Below are 18,896 nucleotides of genomic sequence, written 5' to 3' on the forward strand. Positions count from 1 at the left end.
CTTAAAGAACAAAGATCGAAGGACCAAAACCTGAAGATCATCCAAATTCTTCATTCTCAATTCTTCATTCTTCATTCTTCATGGCTTCCCTTTCGGCGGTGCCGGGCGGGTCAGTCGGTGCGGGTCGGAAATGAGCCACGGTTGGCAGCATATCAATGGACGGTTCGCCAATGGTCGGGTTGGAATGAAACATGCTTTTTGCCGCCGGGGTCAGGTCAGTTCCAGGAGTGGCAGGTTCACCGGTGTCAGGAAGTTGGATGGCATGGGTTTCCATCACAGACAGCACGGCTGGATTGAGCACACTCGTTCCAGAATTAACCTGCCCAATGTACTGCGCCACGACTTTGGAATAGGCTTCAGCAAACTCATGGGCCGTTGGACGGTCATCTGGTTTCCGGCTGATGGCACGCATTACAACCTGTTCGATCTCAGGCAGAACATTTGGAAGTTGCTCGTGTAATGGAATCGGGTCTTTCTGCAGCCGACTGACCAGAAATTCAGCAAAATTGGAGATATCACCGTGAAAGGGCGATTTTCCGCTCAACATTTCATAGAGCATCACGCCCGCACTAAATACATCTGACCGGCCATCATACTTTTCGGCTTTGATCCGTTCGGGTGCCGTGTAGGCCGGAGTTCCGACAACAGAACCCGTGACCGTTAAATGTGGAAGATCCCCTTTGGTCTCGTCTGCCAGCAGCTTGGCAATCCCAAAATCCAGAACTTTGACCACTTCTCCGCCCGGCGTCTGATGGAGAAACACATTGTCCGGCTTGATGTCACGATGGACCATTCCCAATTCATGCACGTGGACCAGCACGTCACACACTGGAATGATGATGTCACGACACCGAATCGGCGACAATTTTCCGGCTTCTTGCAGCGCCTGACGAAGCGAAACCCCGTGCAGCAACTCCATAATCAGGTACAGGATACCGTCACTTGAAATGCCTGAATCCAGGATCTGGATGGCGTTGGGGTGGTTGAGCCGGGTAGCTGAAATCCCTTCGCGTCGAAACCGCTCAATGGCTTTGGCGGAATCATTTCCTGGGTAGGGCTTGAAAATTTTGACCGCAATTGGACGATTGAGTTGGAGGTGGGTTCCGCGAAAAACCACACCAAAGCCTCCGGCGCCAATTTTTTCTTCAAGTCGGTATTTTCGATCCAGTATTTTGCCTGGCAGCACCTGGGCAAAAGCCGAGAAAATCCGGTCGGCCTGCACATGAGCGGCCTCAAGTTCCTGATTCTTCTTGCGAATTGTCCGCAGCGAATCCGCCAGTTTGAGCACCGTCCCAACACGTGCTTCAAGTTCAATCGGATCAACGGGTTTGCGAATGTAGTCAACGGCACCGACTTCCAACGCCGTCTTGAGGTTGACTGACGAAGTCATCACCCCGGTACACATAATCACCGGAATATCCATCGTTTTGGAGCTGGCCTTTAACCGACGAATGAACTCAATTCCATCCATTTCCGGCATTTCCCAATCCGTGATAATGACATCAGGCACTCTGGATTGGGCAATTTTGAGCGCCAGATTCCCATTTAGTGCCTGATACACTTCAAAATGGGCGTGGTAATGTTCAAACAAATCCACCAGGATGGTGAGGTTTTGCGGATCGTCATCCACAATGAGTACTTTGGGGCGGTTCATGAACCGTTCCTCCGGAAGTCGGGCTGAAAACTTGGGACTTGGGGCTGAAGTCCCCATGCACGGCAAGCGAAGGACCCGTCCCTTTTTGACGTCGCCCTTGCGGGACCGTGGGCTTCGCACCACGGCTATTACACGACGACCCTACGGGCCTAAAATCCTTCGCTTGATGCATATATGGGTCTGGGGCTGAAGACCCTGGGCGTGAAAAACATTTCAATCTTGTTGTTTTTAAACTCTAAGCCCTGGCGCCAATGTCTTCAACCCTCAGCCCGTTTTCTTCAGCCCGAAGTTTTCAACCCGACGTTTTCAGCCCTCAGCCCTGAGCCCCCAGCCCTCTGGTTTTTTCAGCCCCAAGCCCTCAGCCCCAAGCCCTGGTTTTTTCAGCCCTCAGCCCCATTCTGATTCGGACTCCCACCAACGCAATGTCATCCCGCTGAGGAGTTTGTCCCTGATGGGCAGCAATGGCGGCAATGATGCGAGAGTGTTGTTCAGCCAGCGGCAATTGACAGTTGGCCTGCAGCAATTCCCTGACCCGCCGAGTTCCAAATTTCGATTCGACGTCTCCGGGCTGGTCGGCCAGACCATCGGTACACAAATAAAAAGTCATTTCATCCAGAATCTCAATTCGATGCTCGGTAAAATGGCGAACGGCTTCTTTTTGGCGGCCTCCGATTGGTTTCCGGTCACCCTGGATTTCCTGAAAAACCCCTTTGTGATCAGCCAGATAGAGTGGACGCTTGGCACCGGCGAAGGTCACCAGATTGCGGCTGGCTTCGATACGAATGATGCCGATGTCCATGCCATCCTGTGAACTGGCTTCGCCTTCGTCCTGCCGGAGCGCCCGCCGGATGCCCACGTGCAGGTGTTCGAGGATCAACCCCGGCGTGTGAACTTGTTTTTCAATCACGATTTGATTGAGCAGGCTGGTGCCAATCATGGACATCAACGCCCCCGGCACACCATGCCCGGTACAATCGGCCACGGCCAGCAGCAAGGCGCCGTCAACTTCCTGAAACCAATAGAAATCACCCGACACAATATCGCGTGGACGAAACAGGATGAAATATTCCCCCAATGACTGCACCACGGGCTCATCGGCTGACAGAATCGCCTGTTGAATGCGCTCGGCGTAGCGGATGCTATCCAAAATCTGGGTATTTTTTTCTTTGATCTCAGCTTCTGACCGCTGGAGTTGCTCAACTGTAATCGTCAATTCAGCCGTGCGCTCTTTGACTTTTGATTCCAGGCTGGCATAGAGCAAGGCGTTTTCAATTGACATGGCCGATTGCGCGGTCAACAGGTTCATCAATTCAACCCGCTGTGAAGTAAAAGCACCCCGAACCGATTTGTTTTCAAGGTATAAAATGGCGGTCAGTTTGCCTTGATTTTGCACCGGAAGGCAGAGCATCGAAGCCGGTTGCTCGTGTTCAATATAGGGATCCTTGGCAAAACGCCGGTCATCACTGATATTGTCGCACAAAACCAGTTCCTGGGTTCGGGCCACAAAATTGATCACGGTTTGAGGCAACGTCGTCGAGGCCGTCACCGGCTGGGATTGCAACACCTGAATATGATCCAAATCGCCTTCACATTGGGCTTCAATGAAAAACTGGCCATCTTTAGGCAACAACAAGGCGGCTCGTTGCGCACCGGCATTCCCGATTACCAGTCGGAGGATTTTGGTCAACAGCCGTTCGAGTACAATTTCACTCGAAATCACCTGTGAGGCCCGAATGACGGTATTCATGTCAATGGCCCCGGTTGAAGTACTGTCGGTTCGTGTCGAAGTGGTCACCACCGGCGATTGGAATTTCCCCGTGGCGGGGCCGCGAAACTCGGCAGGTCGGATCAGCAACTCCGGGTGGTCGGCTTCAAACCGCTGCAAGACGCCCGTGGCGCCCCATCGAGTGTAGCCATAGCGGGCTTCCTCCAGGTACATGCGGGCAATTTTGGTTCGCCCAAGGCTGGCATAAAACCTGGCGGTGAGTTCGTTGGCCAGGGCTTCTTCCTGAATGTAGCCGTGTCGTTTGGCGAGTTCGAGAGCGGTGTCATAGGCCGCCATCGCCTCCGGAATTTTCCCTTCAAGCCCCAGTCGCTCAGCTTCGACCAGATGGAATTTGTGGGCAACATTTCCAGGGCATTTTCGCGCCCACAGACCAAGTTTGAGCTGGGTTGCCTCAACCTGTGCCAGCAATGCCGCTCGCTGCTCGCTGTCGGTTTTGGCAATCGCCAACCGGGCCAGGGCATCATAAAAATGATACATGGGGATTGAGCCGGTGGAGTTCAATCCAGGAAGGTAGCGTCTGGTCAAATCGGCCTGCTCAATTGCTGCCTGATAGCGCTCAAAATAAATACATAACTCAAGCTGATACAAATGGATCACACCCAGGAGCGCCGTATCTTTCTGGACTGCCGGGTTGGCCAGCAATTGGGTTGCGTTACAAGCATCCCCGATCAAAAGTGCCGGGTCACTGGCCTTGCCCAGCAGATTTGACACGACCTGTTTCAAAATACTGATAGCAACTCCGGGTCGGGCCTGCTTCATGCGCTTGAGGAGATCGCCATACTTCACCAGGTTCTGGTACTGCAGGTTCAATTCAGTCCCGAGGTTGATTTCGCAGAGTGAAATCATCAACAGAAGCGACGTGGCATATTCAAAATCACCCTGTTCCAGACCGCTTTTGTAGATTTCAATCAGCGGCGCCATACAGTCTTTCAGGTGGTCTTTCCAGTAACTCACCATGGCGTAGTGGATCAGCGAAACCCGAATCCGGAGGTGTTCAGCGCCAAATTTTTCAATCAACTCTAACGCCAGCGTGCTGAATTCATAGCCCGCGTCAATGTTTTGAAGCCAGCCGCTCAGAAACAGTCCGTACGAAGCATAGGCTGAAACGGCAAGCGGCGTATTCCCGTGCAGCAGCGAGAGCTTGACCCGGTGCGCGACAATCAATGGAAATGTTTGCGGATAGGCGGCATAGGCGGCCACTCCGATCCGGGCCAGCATCTGTTGAGCCGCCAGTGCTGGCGGGTCGGTCATCACCGGCAGGTCAACCAGACTTTCAATCGGCCTTCCGTTGAGGAGCCGATTGAGTTCATGGAGGGCCCGGCCAATGTCTTCCTGGGTTGGTTGGAGCGGAAATTCAATCTCCAGCTTTTTGAGAAATTCGAGCGCAATGTCCACCGAATCCTTGAGCTGGTTTTGTGCAAACAGCGCCTGACTTCGGACGTCGTACACCTTCAATGTATCAAGGATTTCCCTGGCCTCGGTCATCACCACGGCGGCCAGCGTCTGCATTTGCTCATACTGGCCGCACAGGAAGGCCGCTTCGCAGGCATCGTTATACAACCTGAGTGTAAACTGATACTGATTGTGCCAGACGTCGGCGGGTAACAATTCAATGGCCGTTGAGAAATAATTGAGTGCTGGTTGAAAGGCGGCGGATTCGCGTGCCCGACAGCCCGCCCGGTGGTTGAGTTCAGCCAGTTCAAACCGTTCGTGGTCAGTGGTCAACAATCCGGGGCCCGAATTGAGGTGATTGACGATTTCAAACAGGAGGTCTTCGAGCTGGTCCGCCGAGATTCCACTCAAGAGCCGCTGGCCCACCGTAAAGTGAATTTTTTCCAGGCTGGCCACCGGAATTAACGAATAGACCGCCTGCTGCACCCGGTCATGCGCAAATTTACACTCGATGGTTTCACGGGTGCGGTCACCCAAAATGCCATATTCAATCACCTGGTACCCATCACCCAGGGGCAAGATCAACCCCTCTCTGACCGCTTCCCGCAAATCAGTGATGATTTCGCGCTCGGTTTTGCCGGTTGCCAGCGATAACTTCAACAAATCAAACTGGTTCCCAAGGCAAGCCGCGATCCTGAGCACGTCAATCGTGGCGGGACTCAGCCGCTGGATGTTGGCGGTGATGAGTTCAACGACGTTGTCGGTAATCTCCGCTGCTCGAATCTGGTCAATATCCCAGATCCATTCAGCGGGTTCAGGATCAAACCAGATTAACTCGTCCTGGTTGAGGTGTTTTAAAAATTCGCTGGTGAAAAACGGGTTGCCGGCGGCTTTTCCAAATACCAGTTCTGCCAATGGCGCAACGGCGGCTGGTGGCTGGTTGAGGGTATCGGCCACCAGGGCGGTCACTTCCTGGAGTCCAAGGGGCACCAGCTTGATGTCTGAAATGGAAGCTCCATTTTTCTGGGCTTCGTGAATCATCAACTGCAGCGGATGCCCTGGGTCAACTTCATTATCACGATAGGCCCCGAGCACCAGCAGGTGGTGGATATCAACCGTTGAAATCAGCGTGCCAATCAATTTCAACGAATCCGGATCAGCCCATTGCAGATCATCCAAAAACAGCACCAGTGGATGATCCGCCTGGGCAAATACGCGAATGAAATTTTGAAACATCAAATTGAACCGGTTTCGGGTCTCGGTCGGTCCCAGTGACACAACGGGAGGCTGCGGTCCAATGATGAGTTCAACTTCGGGAATCACAGACGTGATCAATTCACCGTTGATGCCGAGGGCTTCGGTTAGTTCCTGACGCCATTGGGCAATCTGGGACTCCGATTCCGTCAAAATTTGTCGAATCAGCGATTGAAACGCCTGAATGACCGAGGCATAAGGGACATTGCGTTGAAACTGGTTAAATTTCCCGCTGATGAAATAGCCGCGTTCCTCGGTAATAGGCTTAAAAAGTTCCTGCACCAGAGCTGATTTCCCAATTCCAGAATAGCCGGAAATGAGTCCAAGTTCTGACGTTCCGTCACTCACACGCCGAAACAGGCTCAGCAATTCAGCCGTCTCGGTTTCGCGTCCATACAATTTTTGGGGAATCTGAAACCGGTTGAGGATTTCGTGCCGCCCGAGCACAAACGGTGAGATCCGTCCGGTGTGCTCAAGCTGGCTCAGTGATTCGCGAAGGTCAAAGGCAACGCCTTCAGCACTTTGATACCGGTCTTCCGCCGCCTTGGCCATCAATTTCAGAATGATGTCAGAGACAATCTCCGGGATTTCAGGGTTCATCTGACCCGGAGGAATCGGGTCAACCGCCAGATGACAATGCACCAGTTCCAGCAAATCACGGGACTGAAACGGGAGCTGGCCGGTAAAGAGTTCATACAACACCACGCCAAGCGAATATAAATCGGTGCGGTAATCAAGCCCCCGGTTCATACGTCCGGTTTGTTCCGGCGAAATGTAGGCCAGCGTCCCTTCAAGCACATTCACGCTTTGAAATGCAGATTTTTCCAGGGCGAAATGGGTCGCGCTACCAAAATCAATCAACTTGAGAATGTCTTTGGTTGGGTTGAAAACAATGTTGCCCGGTGTGATGTCTTTGTGAATCACATTGGCCTGATGGATCCGGCTCAAAATCCGGCTGACGCGAATTGCCAGCCGGAGTCCATCCGCCAGCGGGCAGGGCTGGTGGTGATACAACTGGTGCAGCGAACGTCCCCCGAAATCTTCGAGCAAAATCACCATTCGGTTTTCAAACTGCTCGATGCCAAAGACTTCAACCACACCCTCTCCAGCCAGGTTTCGAAGTAACTCGAATTCGCCTTGAAACCGGGCGAGTTGGGCGGTGGTCGGATATTCGTCCTTGATCATTTTGCCGATGATGGGCAGGCCGTCCTGGGCACGAGTTCCTCGAAAGACAATCGAATTCTCAGTCTCGTGCAGTACCGAGTTGAGTGTGTAAGCACTGAGCGAAATCATGGATTTGGTTGTTACGGCAGATGGGATTTTCGGATGGAAAAGCAGAACCGCTCAATTATGAATGATGAATTCTGAAAAGACCAACTGAATTGGGCTGAAGACTGAGGGCTGAGGGCTGAGGGCTGAAGACTCGCAAGCTCGGGGCAATCAAAGGGATGAGGGATGAAGGATGAGGGATGAAATAAAACCAATTCTTTAGCCCAATGTCTTCAGCTCCAAGCTTTCAGTCTTTCACAGGTAGATTATTGATTACGTCCCAGTGGGATGAGAATGTGGTGAATTGGATTGAGCATCCTGAAAGGCTGCCGTTCGGATAGCCGGTCGGTTGCGAGGTTTTGGGAGCTACCACCGGGAAAAACATTCATTTCCCTCACCCTCCGCGCTGCTTGCCCGCACCCTGCGGGGCACGGGCAAGCAGCGCGGAGGAACAAGAGGGTGGCCATGGTGACCGGTGGTAGGCCCAAAGCGGCCAACCGACCGGCTATCCGAACGGCAGCGCTTCGCGGTGCAAAACCAAATTAAACCCTGAAAAGGCGTGGGCTCAAAAAACAACGGGCTGAAGAAAACAGGATTAACCCGTTGTCTTCAGCCCCGAGCTTGCGAGTCTTCAGCCCTCAGCCCTCAGTCTTCAGCCCCGAGCTTATTTCTTCTCCGGCTTGGGCTTATAGATGCCGTCAAAGGCTTTGGTCCAGGTCTTGCCGCCATCTGATGACTGGTTCCAAACCTGGTTGATGGTGCCGTCCGGGAGCTTTTTCCAGGTAATCTGATTTAACAGCCGGGTTGTTTGTCCAGGTTGTGGTTTGGCTTCACCACGCAAATCCATTACTCCGTCTTTAAATTCACCCGAAAGTTCCAAAATACTTCCAGTTACATCCACCCAGGTCTGTTTCCATTTCTTTTCAGTTTGATCATACACGTTAAAACTTTTGCCTTCATATGGGCTGAAAGGACGGGTGGAATAATTTTCAAAGATAATACAGTCGTTGAGAATTAACTGAATGCTGCTTTCACCGATTTTCTGCCCTGCCGGGTTAAACACGTCCCATTCACCAATCCAGAAATCAAACTGGCGGCATTCGGGACGGTCACAGGGTTTGGCCAGTAAGTGCGCCTGTTGAACGATAGGTTTAAATCGCTCATCATCGCGAACCGCCGCCAGGTCGGCATCAGTCTTGAGTTTGTCTTCGTTGCTGAACCCGGCTTTGACGGCCTGGTCTAGCCATTTCAGCGATTCATCTTTCTGGTTTAACCGACTATAGACACACCCAAGGTTAAACATTGCAAGTGGAATGTTGCCAAGTTCCACAGCCTTTAAATAAGCCGGGATCGCCGCTTCGAGTTTTCCCATCAATTGCAGTGACGTTCCAAGTTTAAACCAGGCTGCGGCATTCTTGGGTTCGGCTTTGGTCACTGCTTCAAATGCTTTGGCGGCTGCTTCCCATTTTTGCTCTTGATACAACTTGTTGGCTTCAACCGCTGCTGGGCTCTGAGCGCAAACAGTCCAATGATTTGCGCCAAAACAGACCACCATCATCAAAACCAACACAAGACGGAACCATTTTTTGTTGTGCATTCAATTTCGTCTCCTCAATGTATGAATAGGGCCTGGACACTTTGTGAGCGAAGTAGCGAAGTAGCGAAGTAGCGAAGTAGTTTAGTGTCAGACCTCAGATTGGTTTCTGTCAACCTATAAACTCTTTATCTCTGAATGTTTCACTACTTCACTATTTCACTACTTCACTACTTCACTATTTCACTTAGAAAGTAATTTTCAGCGCCAGTTGGACGACCCGTGGGCTGTTTAACTGAAAGCCGATTTGACCAAAAGTGGTCGCGTTGATGTTTTGGTCAGCAAAGCCAAAAATTGGATGATTGGCAACGTTAAAGAATTCAGCCCGAAATTCGGTGTTGATGCGTTCGGTGATGCTGGTTCGCTTCATCACGCTGAAATCCCAGTTGAAAAACTGTGGGCCGTTGAACGGAAGCCGGGCCAGTGAACCAATCGTACCAGCGCCCGGATTGAAAAAGACCTGCGAACTGAAAGGCGATTGACCATCCGCCGCCGTTCCACGTCCGTCACGGCCAATCACAGATGGATCAATAAAATACACGCCCCGATCAGTAAATTGAACGCCCAACAAGTCTTTGATTTGATCATTGGTGAGCGAGGTATTGGCGGTGTTGTTGGCTGATCGTCCACCCCGGTTCAGGGTGCCGCGACCAGAGGTGATTGAGAATGGACTTCCGGTCTGCCACACCACGATTGATGTGACGGCCCATCCGCCCGCCAGTTTTTTCAAAATTGGGTTGCCGGGATTGAAGCGTTTCCCAGGTCCAAACGGCAACTCATAGATAGCATTGGCTTTGAAGATGTGTGGCACGTCGAGTTGTGACCGATTATACTCGACTGATTGCTGGTTAATGTCAAGAAATGGTTCGAAAATCACCTGCGTACTGGTACCAGGTGAATTGCTCAGGTTTTTGCTGAAGCTGTAATTGGCCTGGAAGGTCAACCCGTTCTCAAAGCGTTTGCGGAGTTCAACCTGCAGCCCATGGTAGTTTGATTCGGAGTAATTCCCCAACACATCCGCCACAAACGTGTTTGGATTGGCCACCAACTGGACGTTGCCTGCCAAACCGAACTGGTGATAGATCTGGGCCAAACTGCCGGCTTCCCCGCGTTGAATCAGCGGCTGAATGGTGCCGGTGTTGGTGAGCAATCCGCCGGCTACCAGGTTTGGAAACACAGTCAGTTGCTGACTGCCGGAAATATTTGGGTTAAACCGTGGATCAAAGCGACCAGTCTGCGCCAGGGCTAAAAACCCGTTCCGCTGTGCCCGGAGCACATCCGCCGCAAATCCATTGTTGGTCACGTCAACCTGGTTGAAGTCAATGCCCCGCACCAGATTCGTGCTCCGGTTGCCGACATACCGGACCGTCATGGTGAGCGACGAGGAAAGCTCGCGTTCGAGGCTCAGATTCCACTGGTGGAAGGACGGGGTTTCCAATTCTGAATCAATCCCAAATGCCGCCGAGGTGTTATCCTGGGTAAAGTTTGTCAGGTAAGGCCGTGGGACTTGTAATGAAGGGGTTTGAAACCGCGTTTGCAACAGCCGTGGAATATCATTGCTAATTGTTCCAAACAAACGATTTCGATTGATGGTTGCCGTTAATCCATTGTTATTGGTCACGGCATTGAGCGGAGCAGCAATCGCCTGATCGTTGACATAAGCAATGGAGTAACCGCCGCGCAATACGGTTTGCCGACCCAGACCAGGAATATCCCAGGCAAAGCTCAAATTTGGCGCAAAATTGTTGCGATCCGGGTTGTTGAACCCACCGTCAACAAAATCAAGCTGGCCGTTTGGATCAAGCACGGCTTCGCGGGTGGTTCGGCCATTGAGGATCGGCAACAACCCCAGGTTGTCACGTTCCCGGAGCGGTGATTGAAAGTCATACCGCAACCCCAAATTGACCGTTAACCGGGGGTTAACCCGCCAGGAATCAGTGACATAGCCTGAATACTGGTCAACCAGAAAGCGGCGCTGGTTCACCGCGCCTTGAGTATACCCCGAGTCTTTTGAAGTCACTTCGTAGGTCACCGTTCCGGCGGTAATCACGCCACCCAAAAACGCCAGCAAATTGTTGGCGGTGTTTAACTGGGTCGCATCAATGCCGCCTGGGAAATCACCCCCGACGAGTGGAATTTCAGCCGGAGTTTTCACGCCAAACCCAAGCGTAAAGGCTGGCGGTGAACCCGCACTAAAGAAAAACGGATTGGTCCGAATCCGGTCATACTGGCCGCCAAAGCGGACAAAATGTTCGCCTTTGGCCCACGAAGCCGAGTCAATAAATGACATGGTGGAAGTTGATCGGCCCTGGTTGGTAAACAAATTGACCGGATTGGTCACAATCGCCGGAATGACGACCTGAAACGAACTGGTGTCAGCGTTTGAGTTAAAGAGCGGTTCGTTTCGGTTTCCACCCACGCGGAATTCATTGTTGAGATTGTTGGTGATCGTCCAAATCCAGGCACCGACGCCAAAATGGGTGACGTTGGTGTTGTTGACCCCTGGATTGAGCGAAAACGTCGTGTCAATGTCAGGTCGCTCGACCTGTTCACTGGCCCGGTTATACACACCTTCCAAACGGTGACGCGAATTGAGGAGAACATCCGTCCGAACCGTCATCGTGTTGCGATCCCAGTCCGAAGACTGGTTAAAGGCAAAACCCGAAGTGTTTAACCCATCGCCGACCGTGCTGGCATTGACGTTGGTCGGAATCTGCCCGAGCAATCCCTGGCTAAACGGATCAACTGACAGGTTGCGCAAACCGAGCACATTGATTTTTCGAATCTGCCCCTGATTGTCGCGATAAGTGAAAATGCCATTTCGGGCATCCGGCAAAAAGGTCGTCGTCGTCGTCGGGCTGGCGGTTCGTTCGCGATAGCCTTCGTACACACCGAAAATAAAGATCTTATCCTTTTTAATCGGGCCGGAAACCGTGCCGCCAAACTGGTTACGGATTAACTGCGGTTTGGCCACGCCCTGCAGATTATTGAAGAAATCGTTGGATCCAAGGGCGCTGTTGCGGTGAAATTCATAGAGTGAGCCGTGGTACTCGTTGGTGCCCGATGGCGTCACGGTTCGAATGGCCGAGGCACCGCCGGAAACTTCGGCACCGGCATTCTGTGAAATGACGCTAAATTCAGCGACCTGGGCCACGGTTGGACGATTGACCGCCAGATCAAGCGAATTTTCTCGGAACAGGTTGTCCTGAATGTTGATGCCATCCTGGGTCACCGTGGCCGTCGAAGCCCGCTGGCCATTGATCGTGGTTGTCACATTGGCGCGGGCACTGTTGGCGCCGCCTGCGACACCTGCTTGCAGTTGGATGAGTTGCAGCGGGTCACGACCGTTAAGGGGTAAATCCTGTACCTGCTTCTGGTTGACGGTATTTTTGACTTCGGCGTTGGTCGTCTGGACCAGTTCTTCACCAGCGGCAACCGTCACCACATCGGTGGCGCCGCCAGCTTCAAGCGAAACCGAAAGCCCATATTCCTGACCGACGTCAACCTTGACGTTTTCAGTCACTGACTTTTTAAAGCCAGGAACTTCGATTGAAACCGTGTAAAACCCAACCGGAAGCTGGGGAAAAATGACAAACCCATCTTCGTTGGTGGTGGATGTCAGTTGTTGACCAGTGCCAAGATTGAGCAACTGGACTTCGGCCCCAGCCACAACGGCTCCGGATTGATCCTTGGCGGTTATCACCAGCCGGCCATTGGTACTTTGGGCCTGTACGACCCCAGAAAAAAAGAGAAGCGTAGCCAGAACCCAGCCGCAGTGTACCGCCAGAGAAGGCGCAAGCCACCCTTTTCCTGACAGATGATTCCCTGTCAAATTTCTGAAAAACTGCATAAAACCTCCCTCGGTGGGAAAAACTAGCCAAAAATTTGACCCAAAGGGCCGACAAGTCGGCGCACTCCAAAGTTTTTGGCTGGTATTTATTTTTTGTTCGGGGAAATTGATGTTCAGTGAAGCCCTTGAAGAAACAGTACTTCCCTGAACCCTGAACCCTGAACCCTGAACCCTATTCAGCATTACAATCGGCGATTACCGTTTTCCAAATCGGAAAACAATTCCTGTGGAAAGCCGAAGGTGCGATTGCCGGCTATCGAGCAAATTTGTATGAAACAATTCGCCCTGAATCACGCGAACTGAAACCCGATCCGTCATTTTGTAATCCAGCCCACCACCGCCAATAAAGGCGAAACCTGAACTATTCCCTGGATTTGACAGCTTGGCGCCACCAAACAGGAAATGTGCGAAGGGTGTTATTTTCGCGTCGGAGTGATAGGCAAACCGTGGCCCGAAAGTATAGGAATACATCGTGGTCCCTTCGCCGGCGTAGCCGCCAAAATCAGCCACTAGCGACACCGCTTTATGAACAGTAGCGGCCACTGAAACGCTGGCACCATTGGCGTTGACGCCTTCTCCGGGAGCCGTGCCGTTGAGTCGGGTAAATGAATATCCGGCAAACACTTCGGCTTTCGGAACTTCCTGGGCCATTCCCGCCCCTGTTCCAATCACCGCCCATACAACGGAGAAAAAAAGAATCCGTATAAACTTATTCATCATAAAGGAACTCCTGTTGGTTATTCAGCACGGAAGATGTCTGGTCACGTGTCGGTTTTTGGTTTTGCACCGCGAAGCGTTGCCGTTCGGATAGCCGGTCGGTTGGCTGCTTTGGGCCTACCACCGGATCCGAAGGCATCTTCCTCCTTTCTCCTCGTGTCGCCCGCGCCCCCTGCGGGGCGCGGACGACACGAGGAGGGGGGACGAACCGTTTCCCGGTGGTAGCTCCCAAAACCTCGCAACCACCGGCTATCCGAACGGCAGCCTTTCAGGATGCTCAACCCTTCCTTGGCTTGATGCACATGGGGTTTCGAAGACCCCACCCTGGACTACGAGCCTGCATTTGCTTCGCAGGTTAAAACCGAAAACTGGCTGTTGTATTAGCCTTTAGCCCATCTTCTTCCACACTAAAACTCAAACCTCAGCGCAAGCTGGATGGTTCGCGGATTGCTGCTAAACCCTCTCTCTGAGCGATTAAAGTTTGGATCAGCCACCAGAACTGTCCGGAACTGACTGCCACTGGTGGTGGAGATTGGGCTCACTCCATTTGGCGAACCAGGAATGTACTGTGGCGTGTTGGTCACGTTATAAAAATCAGCCCGGAATTGCAGCCGATAGTTTTCACGCAAAGGAATGGTCTTGAAGACTGAGAAGTCGAGGTTATTCACCCCTGGAAAACGCAATGTATTGCGACCACTTGTGGCCAGTGCGCCAAGCCCGGCACGGATATATTCCGCATTTGGGTTTAAGGCGACATACGCCACGGTTTGTGGATTGCCCAGGGCCACCGTGTTGCCACGGCGATCCACGGCGATGATGTTGCTTCCGGTCCCACTGACACCACTCGCATTGCGGATGGTTCGGTCTCCGGCGGAATCTCCATTCAGGTTCGCGTCAATTCCGCTTTGCGGTGTGACCGGTTTCCCTGATTCAAAGGTCAGCGTTCCAGCTAGTTGCCAGCCACCAAGGGTATGCCGCACCAGTCTGTTTCCAGCCTGGGCAAAAAATGGGAGATCATAAATTGCTGAGGTGACAAACCGATGACGGCTATCGAGCGCCGAATTCCCTTTTTCGGCCTGGTAGTTTTGGAAATCCTGTGACCGGCGTGGGTTGGTAAAGGTTGAGGCCAGTTCAGCCGTTGAATCATCCAGCAAGTGACTCCAGGTGTAGGCACTGGTGAGCTGGTATCCGTGGCTAAAGCGCTTGGTTAATGAGGCTGAAAACGCGTGGTAGGTTGAATTGCCATTTGGGGTAAACGCCACGACATTAGCTCCATTAAACCCGGCATCCCGGAATTTTGGAACATAGCTTTCAGTTCCGCCGAGCGCGTTCAAATCGGCCAGACTCAGTGAGAGACCATTCAATTGATCTGCCGACGGCATTTGTAAAAAGGTCGGGAGGTATCGGTTTTCATTGACCACCGGCTGGCGGTTAATGCGGTTCTGGGTAAACAGATTGATGCCTCGGGTTCCCAGATAGCGAAGCTCCAATCCCCAATCATCTTTGAGTTGCCGCTGAATGCTCAGGCTGTAGGAAATCGCCCGTGGCACTTTCTGATCCGGAATCCAGGCCGACGTAATGCTTCGCGCCAGAGCTGGATCCGTAATTGTTGGCCCGGCTGAAGGTAACCCACCATTGGCCAGGTAGTTTGGAATCGCGGCTGACGGCTGGGTGTTAACCGTCGCACTTTCCTGCGGCGTGGTTGAAAGCGTGTACAGATTGTCGAAAATCACGTCGTATCCAAGCGAGAAACCCGCCCGAATCGAGCTTTGTCCGGCATTCCCAAAGATTGTGTTGAGCAGTCCGTCCTTAAATTCAGGTGAATAGGCCAGACCGATTTTCGGAGCAAAGTTTTTCTTCTCAGCCGCAGGTTCGTTAAATTCAAGCACGCCGGGCACGCTTGAAATGCCATTGAGCACCTGCTGACGTGCTCCGAAAGGAACTTGCTGGTATTCGTAGCGCACACCCAGATTCAAGGTCAGATTCTGACGAAGTCGCCAGTCATCCTGGGCATAAACGTAGGCCAGCCACTGGTTGCCGTGATAGGGCCGGCCACCGACGTTGCGTTCCGCTAGAAAATCTGGGCTGATGTCGCGCAAAAACAGGTCGGTGTTTGAATATTGATAATCGCCCCGGACTCGTTGCACGAAAAAGCTGGTGCCAATCAATCGTCGGACATCGCCACCCAGCTTTAACGAATGGTTGCCCTTCACAATCGAGAAATTGTTAATGACCTGATAATTGACATCTTTCCCGATACTTGGAGCGCTTGAGTTCGGCCCGATGTCCAGACCGAGGTCAAGCAATCCGATGTTTGGAAATACATCCAGGCCAGGAAACTTGAGGTTTGGAACCAAAATGTTTGGACCATCGGAACGGCGGAACGAAAACCGGAATTCGTTGTTCACGGTCCCTGAAAAACTATGCGTGTTGGCATAGGAAAACAGCCGGCCATCGGTTGGCACCAGCGAGAAAAACACTGGCAGGTTCGCCGCCGTGTCAATAATCCGTTCCCGATTATAGATAAAGCGCACCCGGTGCTGGGTCGCGTCGCTCTGCAAGAAGTCGAGGTTAATCACCAGGTTACGGCGATTAAAGAAGGCCGGCGAATCAATCGCGACGTTGCCGATTGGAATTTGGCGGCCACCGACCGTGATTGAACCTGAATCATTGGCTGGCGCAACCGGGACATACTGGTTAAACACGCCCAGATTCGCCGCCGACAGCCCTGACAGACTGTTCAAAATCGCAAACCCTTCAGCGGTTGGGGTGGCGATGCCGCCCGCACCGGAAGCCTGACCAATTTGCATTCCTTCAAACGAAGTGAAGAAAAACAGCCGGTCCTTAATGATTGGCCCACCGATGTTGCCGCCGTTTCGGTTTTCGTCATAGCGCGCAAGCCGGGATTTTCCAGGCACGGTTTCACGGATGACACCTGCATTTTTCTGCAAGGTATCCAGAGCATTCAGAAACCGATTCCGAGAATACCAGTAGCCCGTCCCATGAAATTCATTCGAACCGCTTTTGGTCGTAGTGACAAATTGTCCACCGGTATTGCGGCCAAATTCGGCTGAATATTGATTGGCCAATAATGAAAATTCAGCCACGACTTCAGGTGAAACATAGACTGATGGTCCAGTCACCGATTTGTCGTTGTTGTCAATTCCATCAGTAATAAAGTTGTTATTTCGCGAACGCTGTCCTCCGACCGACCCACCGGAGCCGACGCCGACGCCGCCGCTGCTGGTCACATTGGCTGACAGGAGCGCCAGGCTGTAAATTCCGTCGTTGGTGTTTGATCCATTCCCGGTTTGGGCCAGGTCAACCATCTGTCTGGAATTAAATGACTTGGCCAGCGTCGTTGTGGTTGATTGCACCAGTTCGGTGCCACCGGCGGAAACTTCAACCGTTTCGCCGGATTCCCCAACCGTCATGGTGATTGGAATATCGTTGGTGGTGTTTAAATTGACCCGGATGCCGCTGAGGGTTGCGGTTTTGAAGCTTTGCGCTTCAACCAGGAGCTGGTATTCGCCAACCAGCAAGTTATTGAACTGAAAGGCCCCATCTTCACCGCTTTGGACTGAAATGGTCCGATTCGTAGCCTTTTCGGTAATGGTGATTTTGGCGCCGCCGATGGAAGCGCCGGTTTCATCACGAACGATGCCGCGCACGTTTCCAAACGATTGCTGAGCCATCACCGGAGCGACAGCCAGAAAACAAACCGTAGCCAGTGTTGCCAGAAAGCACGCCACCCACCTGGTTGTCAGTCTGTCGCTCGGAAACACTCTTTTTTTCAACATAGAAATTCTCTCCTCACCTGGATTGCTGTGTTTCCGTTTTTGATTTGAACTGGCGCCTGGAGAAAAACTTGCAGAAACACAAAGTCACGGTGCAGGAGAGAATCTAAAGAGGATTGGGGAGGCTGAAACCGAACATGTCGTAAGCGGCACCAAACGCGGGGCGAGTGGGATTTGGAGTGCGGCGGCTTGACGCCGCTTTTCTATGTGGAGTGCGGCAGCTTGATGCCGCCGGTTCGACAATCACCGGGTAGGTCCGATTCGGCGCCGTTGCGGTCCGGCCATCCACCATCACCGGACGATTTTGGCCGGCTTCAATTCCTTCCAGGACAAACATCCCGGCGCCGTCCGTCGTGGCACTCCGACCATCGAGCGAGACCGTTGCCCCTGGAATCGGTTCCATCTCGGTTGACAGCACACGACCCGTCAACGCGGTGCGGAGCAGCGGCTTGACCTGCAACGTCAGTTCCACCTCCCGGCGGACCATGCCTCCTCCAACCGCCGCTTCGCCTTCGACTATCAGCTTGTAGCTTCCTGGCGGCACTTTGCCTTTGGCCACCGCGACTTTCAGCGTTGCGGTCGCCCCGGCGGTAATCCATTTCCGGTCAAAGGTTGCGGTCATTCCCTGGGGGACTTCCTTGAGTTTGAGTTCCACCAGCGATTGGAACAACTCGCCACCCGCATTGACGTGGATCACATAGGCCGTTTCACTTCCATCCAGCACAAACGCTGTGTTTGGAACACCCACCAGCCGATAGCCAAACCCATCAACCTGAAACATATCCCGCGAACGCTCTGTCATTTCGACAATTGCTTTCATAAGCTTTCGGTTCTTTTCATAGTTTTGGGGATTATCTCTCAAATCAGTCGTTACTCTACTAACAAATTTTTTTCCTTCCGTTCTCTCAGTTAGTTTGTGTTTTTTTCTTGTAGGTCTGATTAGTTAATGGATCTTTAGTAATTAAAAAACGAAGGATTATACAAATTAATAGAATTACCACTATATGTCTAAGTATTTGAAAATAGCAGAATACATAAAACACTCCGTATTCTCTTAAAAGGTAAAGGATGTAATCTTGAAACGCGTTGATAATGTTGTTAGAGTACGGATACCAGATGAGGATAAACCTTATATCTTGCTCGATAAGCTTAATCATTGCCAGGATGCTTAAAAATAAAGATAGGCAATAAATCTTTTTGTTCCTGAAGTTTATCCCAATTGATGTTAATAACACTAAAACTGGAACAATATATGCTGTTCGGCCTTCCATGAGAGGGTGAATAAAGCCAAACAGATTTAGAATTATGATAGACATTCCTTGGTCATTACCTGGGGTTGATAAATAACTTTCCAGTGAATGAACTGTGACGTAAATATCAAGTATGCTAATCAGCAAAATACCTAGTTTTACTCTTTTTTCTGTATCAAGTAGTACCATGGCTCAGCAATTCCCGGTGAGTCTGTAAATGAAGAAAAGAAAGGAAAAAGGAAAAAGAGTTTCCGCGCTGAGAAGAGAAAAGAGAAAAGAGGGAGGAAGGGGAAAAAAGAGCAAGCGGGAAAGTAGGGGTGAGGAGGGCCGAAA

The 18,896-nt window shown here is 51.8% G+C and carries 7 protein-coding genes; all 7 read right to left on the bottom strand.

Annotated features, from left to right (window positions below; genetic code table 11):
* Positions 1-64: 64 nt before the first annotated feature.
* On the bottom strand, positions 65-1,654 hold the full coding sequence (locus HY774_29805; protein MBI4752705.1) for a protein kinase: 1,590 nt from the start codon (positions 1,652-1,654) through the stop codon (positions 65-67).
* 358 nt (positions 1,655-2,012) lie between these two features.
* Entirely contained in the window at positions 2,013-7,379 is a 5,367-nt protein-coding gene (locus HY774_29810; protein MBI4752706.1) for an AAA family ATPase, read from the bottom strand.
* A 640-nt stretch (positions 7,380-8,019) separates the two neighbouring features.
* Entirely contained in the window at positions 8,020-8,952 is a 933-nt protein-coding gene (locus HY774_29815; GenBank protein ID MBI4752707.1) for a tetratricopeptide repeat protein, read from the bottom strand.
* Positions 8,953-9,136: 184 nt separating this feature from the next.
* Complete coding sequence (locus HY774_29820; GenBank protein ID MBI4752708.1) at positions 9,137-12,799, bottom strand: TonB-dependent receptor; 3,663 nt, start codon at positions 12,797-12,799, stop codon at positions 9,137-9,139.
* A 195-nt stretch (positions 12,800-12,994) separates the two neighbouring features.
* A complete protein-coding gene (locus HY774_29825; protein ID MBI4752709.1) occupies positions 12,995-13,519 on the bottom strand; it encodes a hypothetical protein in 525 nt (174 codons plus the stop codon).
* Positions 13,520-13,923: 404 nt separating this feature from the next.
* Positions 13,924-17,316 (bottom strand): TonB-dependent receptor, encoded by a 3,393-nt coding sequence (locus tag HY774_29830; GenBank protein MBI4752710.1) that lies wholly within the window; start codon positions 17,314-17,316, stop codon positions 13,924-13,926.
* 103 nt (positions 17,317-17,419) lie between these two features.
* Positions 17,420-18,133, bottom strand: coding sequence for a hypothetical protein (locus tag HY774_29835; protein ID MBI4752711.1), 714 nt, complete (start codon positions 18,131-18,133; stop codon positions 17,420-17,422).
* Between the last annotated feature and the right edge of the window lie 763 nt (positions 18,134-18,896).

It is taken from the genome of Acidobacteriota bacterium (genome assembly GCA_016208495.1).
Taxonomy (GTDB): domain Bacteria; phylum Acidobacteriota; class Blastocatellia; order Chloracidobacteriales; family Chloracidobacteriaceae; genus JACQXX01.

Bases quoted from the DNA above. Each gene is read 5' to 3' on its own strand.
- HY774_29825 (MBI4752709.1), bottom strand. From the start codon at position 13,519: ATGATGAATAAGTTTATACGGATTCTTTTTTTCTCCGTTGTATGGGCG.
- HY774_29810 (MBI4752706.1), bottom strand. From the start codon at position 7,379: ATGATTTCGCTCAGTGCTTACACACTCAACTCGGTACTGCACGAGACT.
- HY774_29830 (MBI4752710.1), bottom strand. From the start codon at position 17,316: ATGTTGAAAAAAAGAGTGTTTCCGAGCGACAGACTGACAACCAGGTGG.
- HY774_29815 (MBI4752707.1), bottom strand. From the start codon at position 8,952: ATGCACAACAAAAAATGGTTCCGTCTTGTGTTGGTTTTGATGATGGTG.
- HY774_29835 (MBI4752711.1), bottom strand. From the start codon at position 18,133: ATGAAAGCAATTGTCGAAATGACAGAGCGTTCGCGGGATATGTTTCAG.
- HY774_29805 (MBI4752705.1), bottom strand. From the start codon at position 1,654: ATGAACCGCCCCAAAGTACTCATTGTGGATGACGATCCGCAAAACCTC.
- HY774_29820 (MBI4752708.1), bottom strand. From the start codon at position 12,799: ATGCAGTTTTTCAGAAATTTGACAGGGAATCATCTGTCAGGAAAAGGG.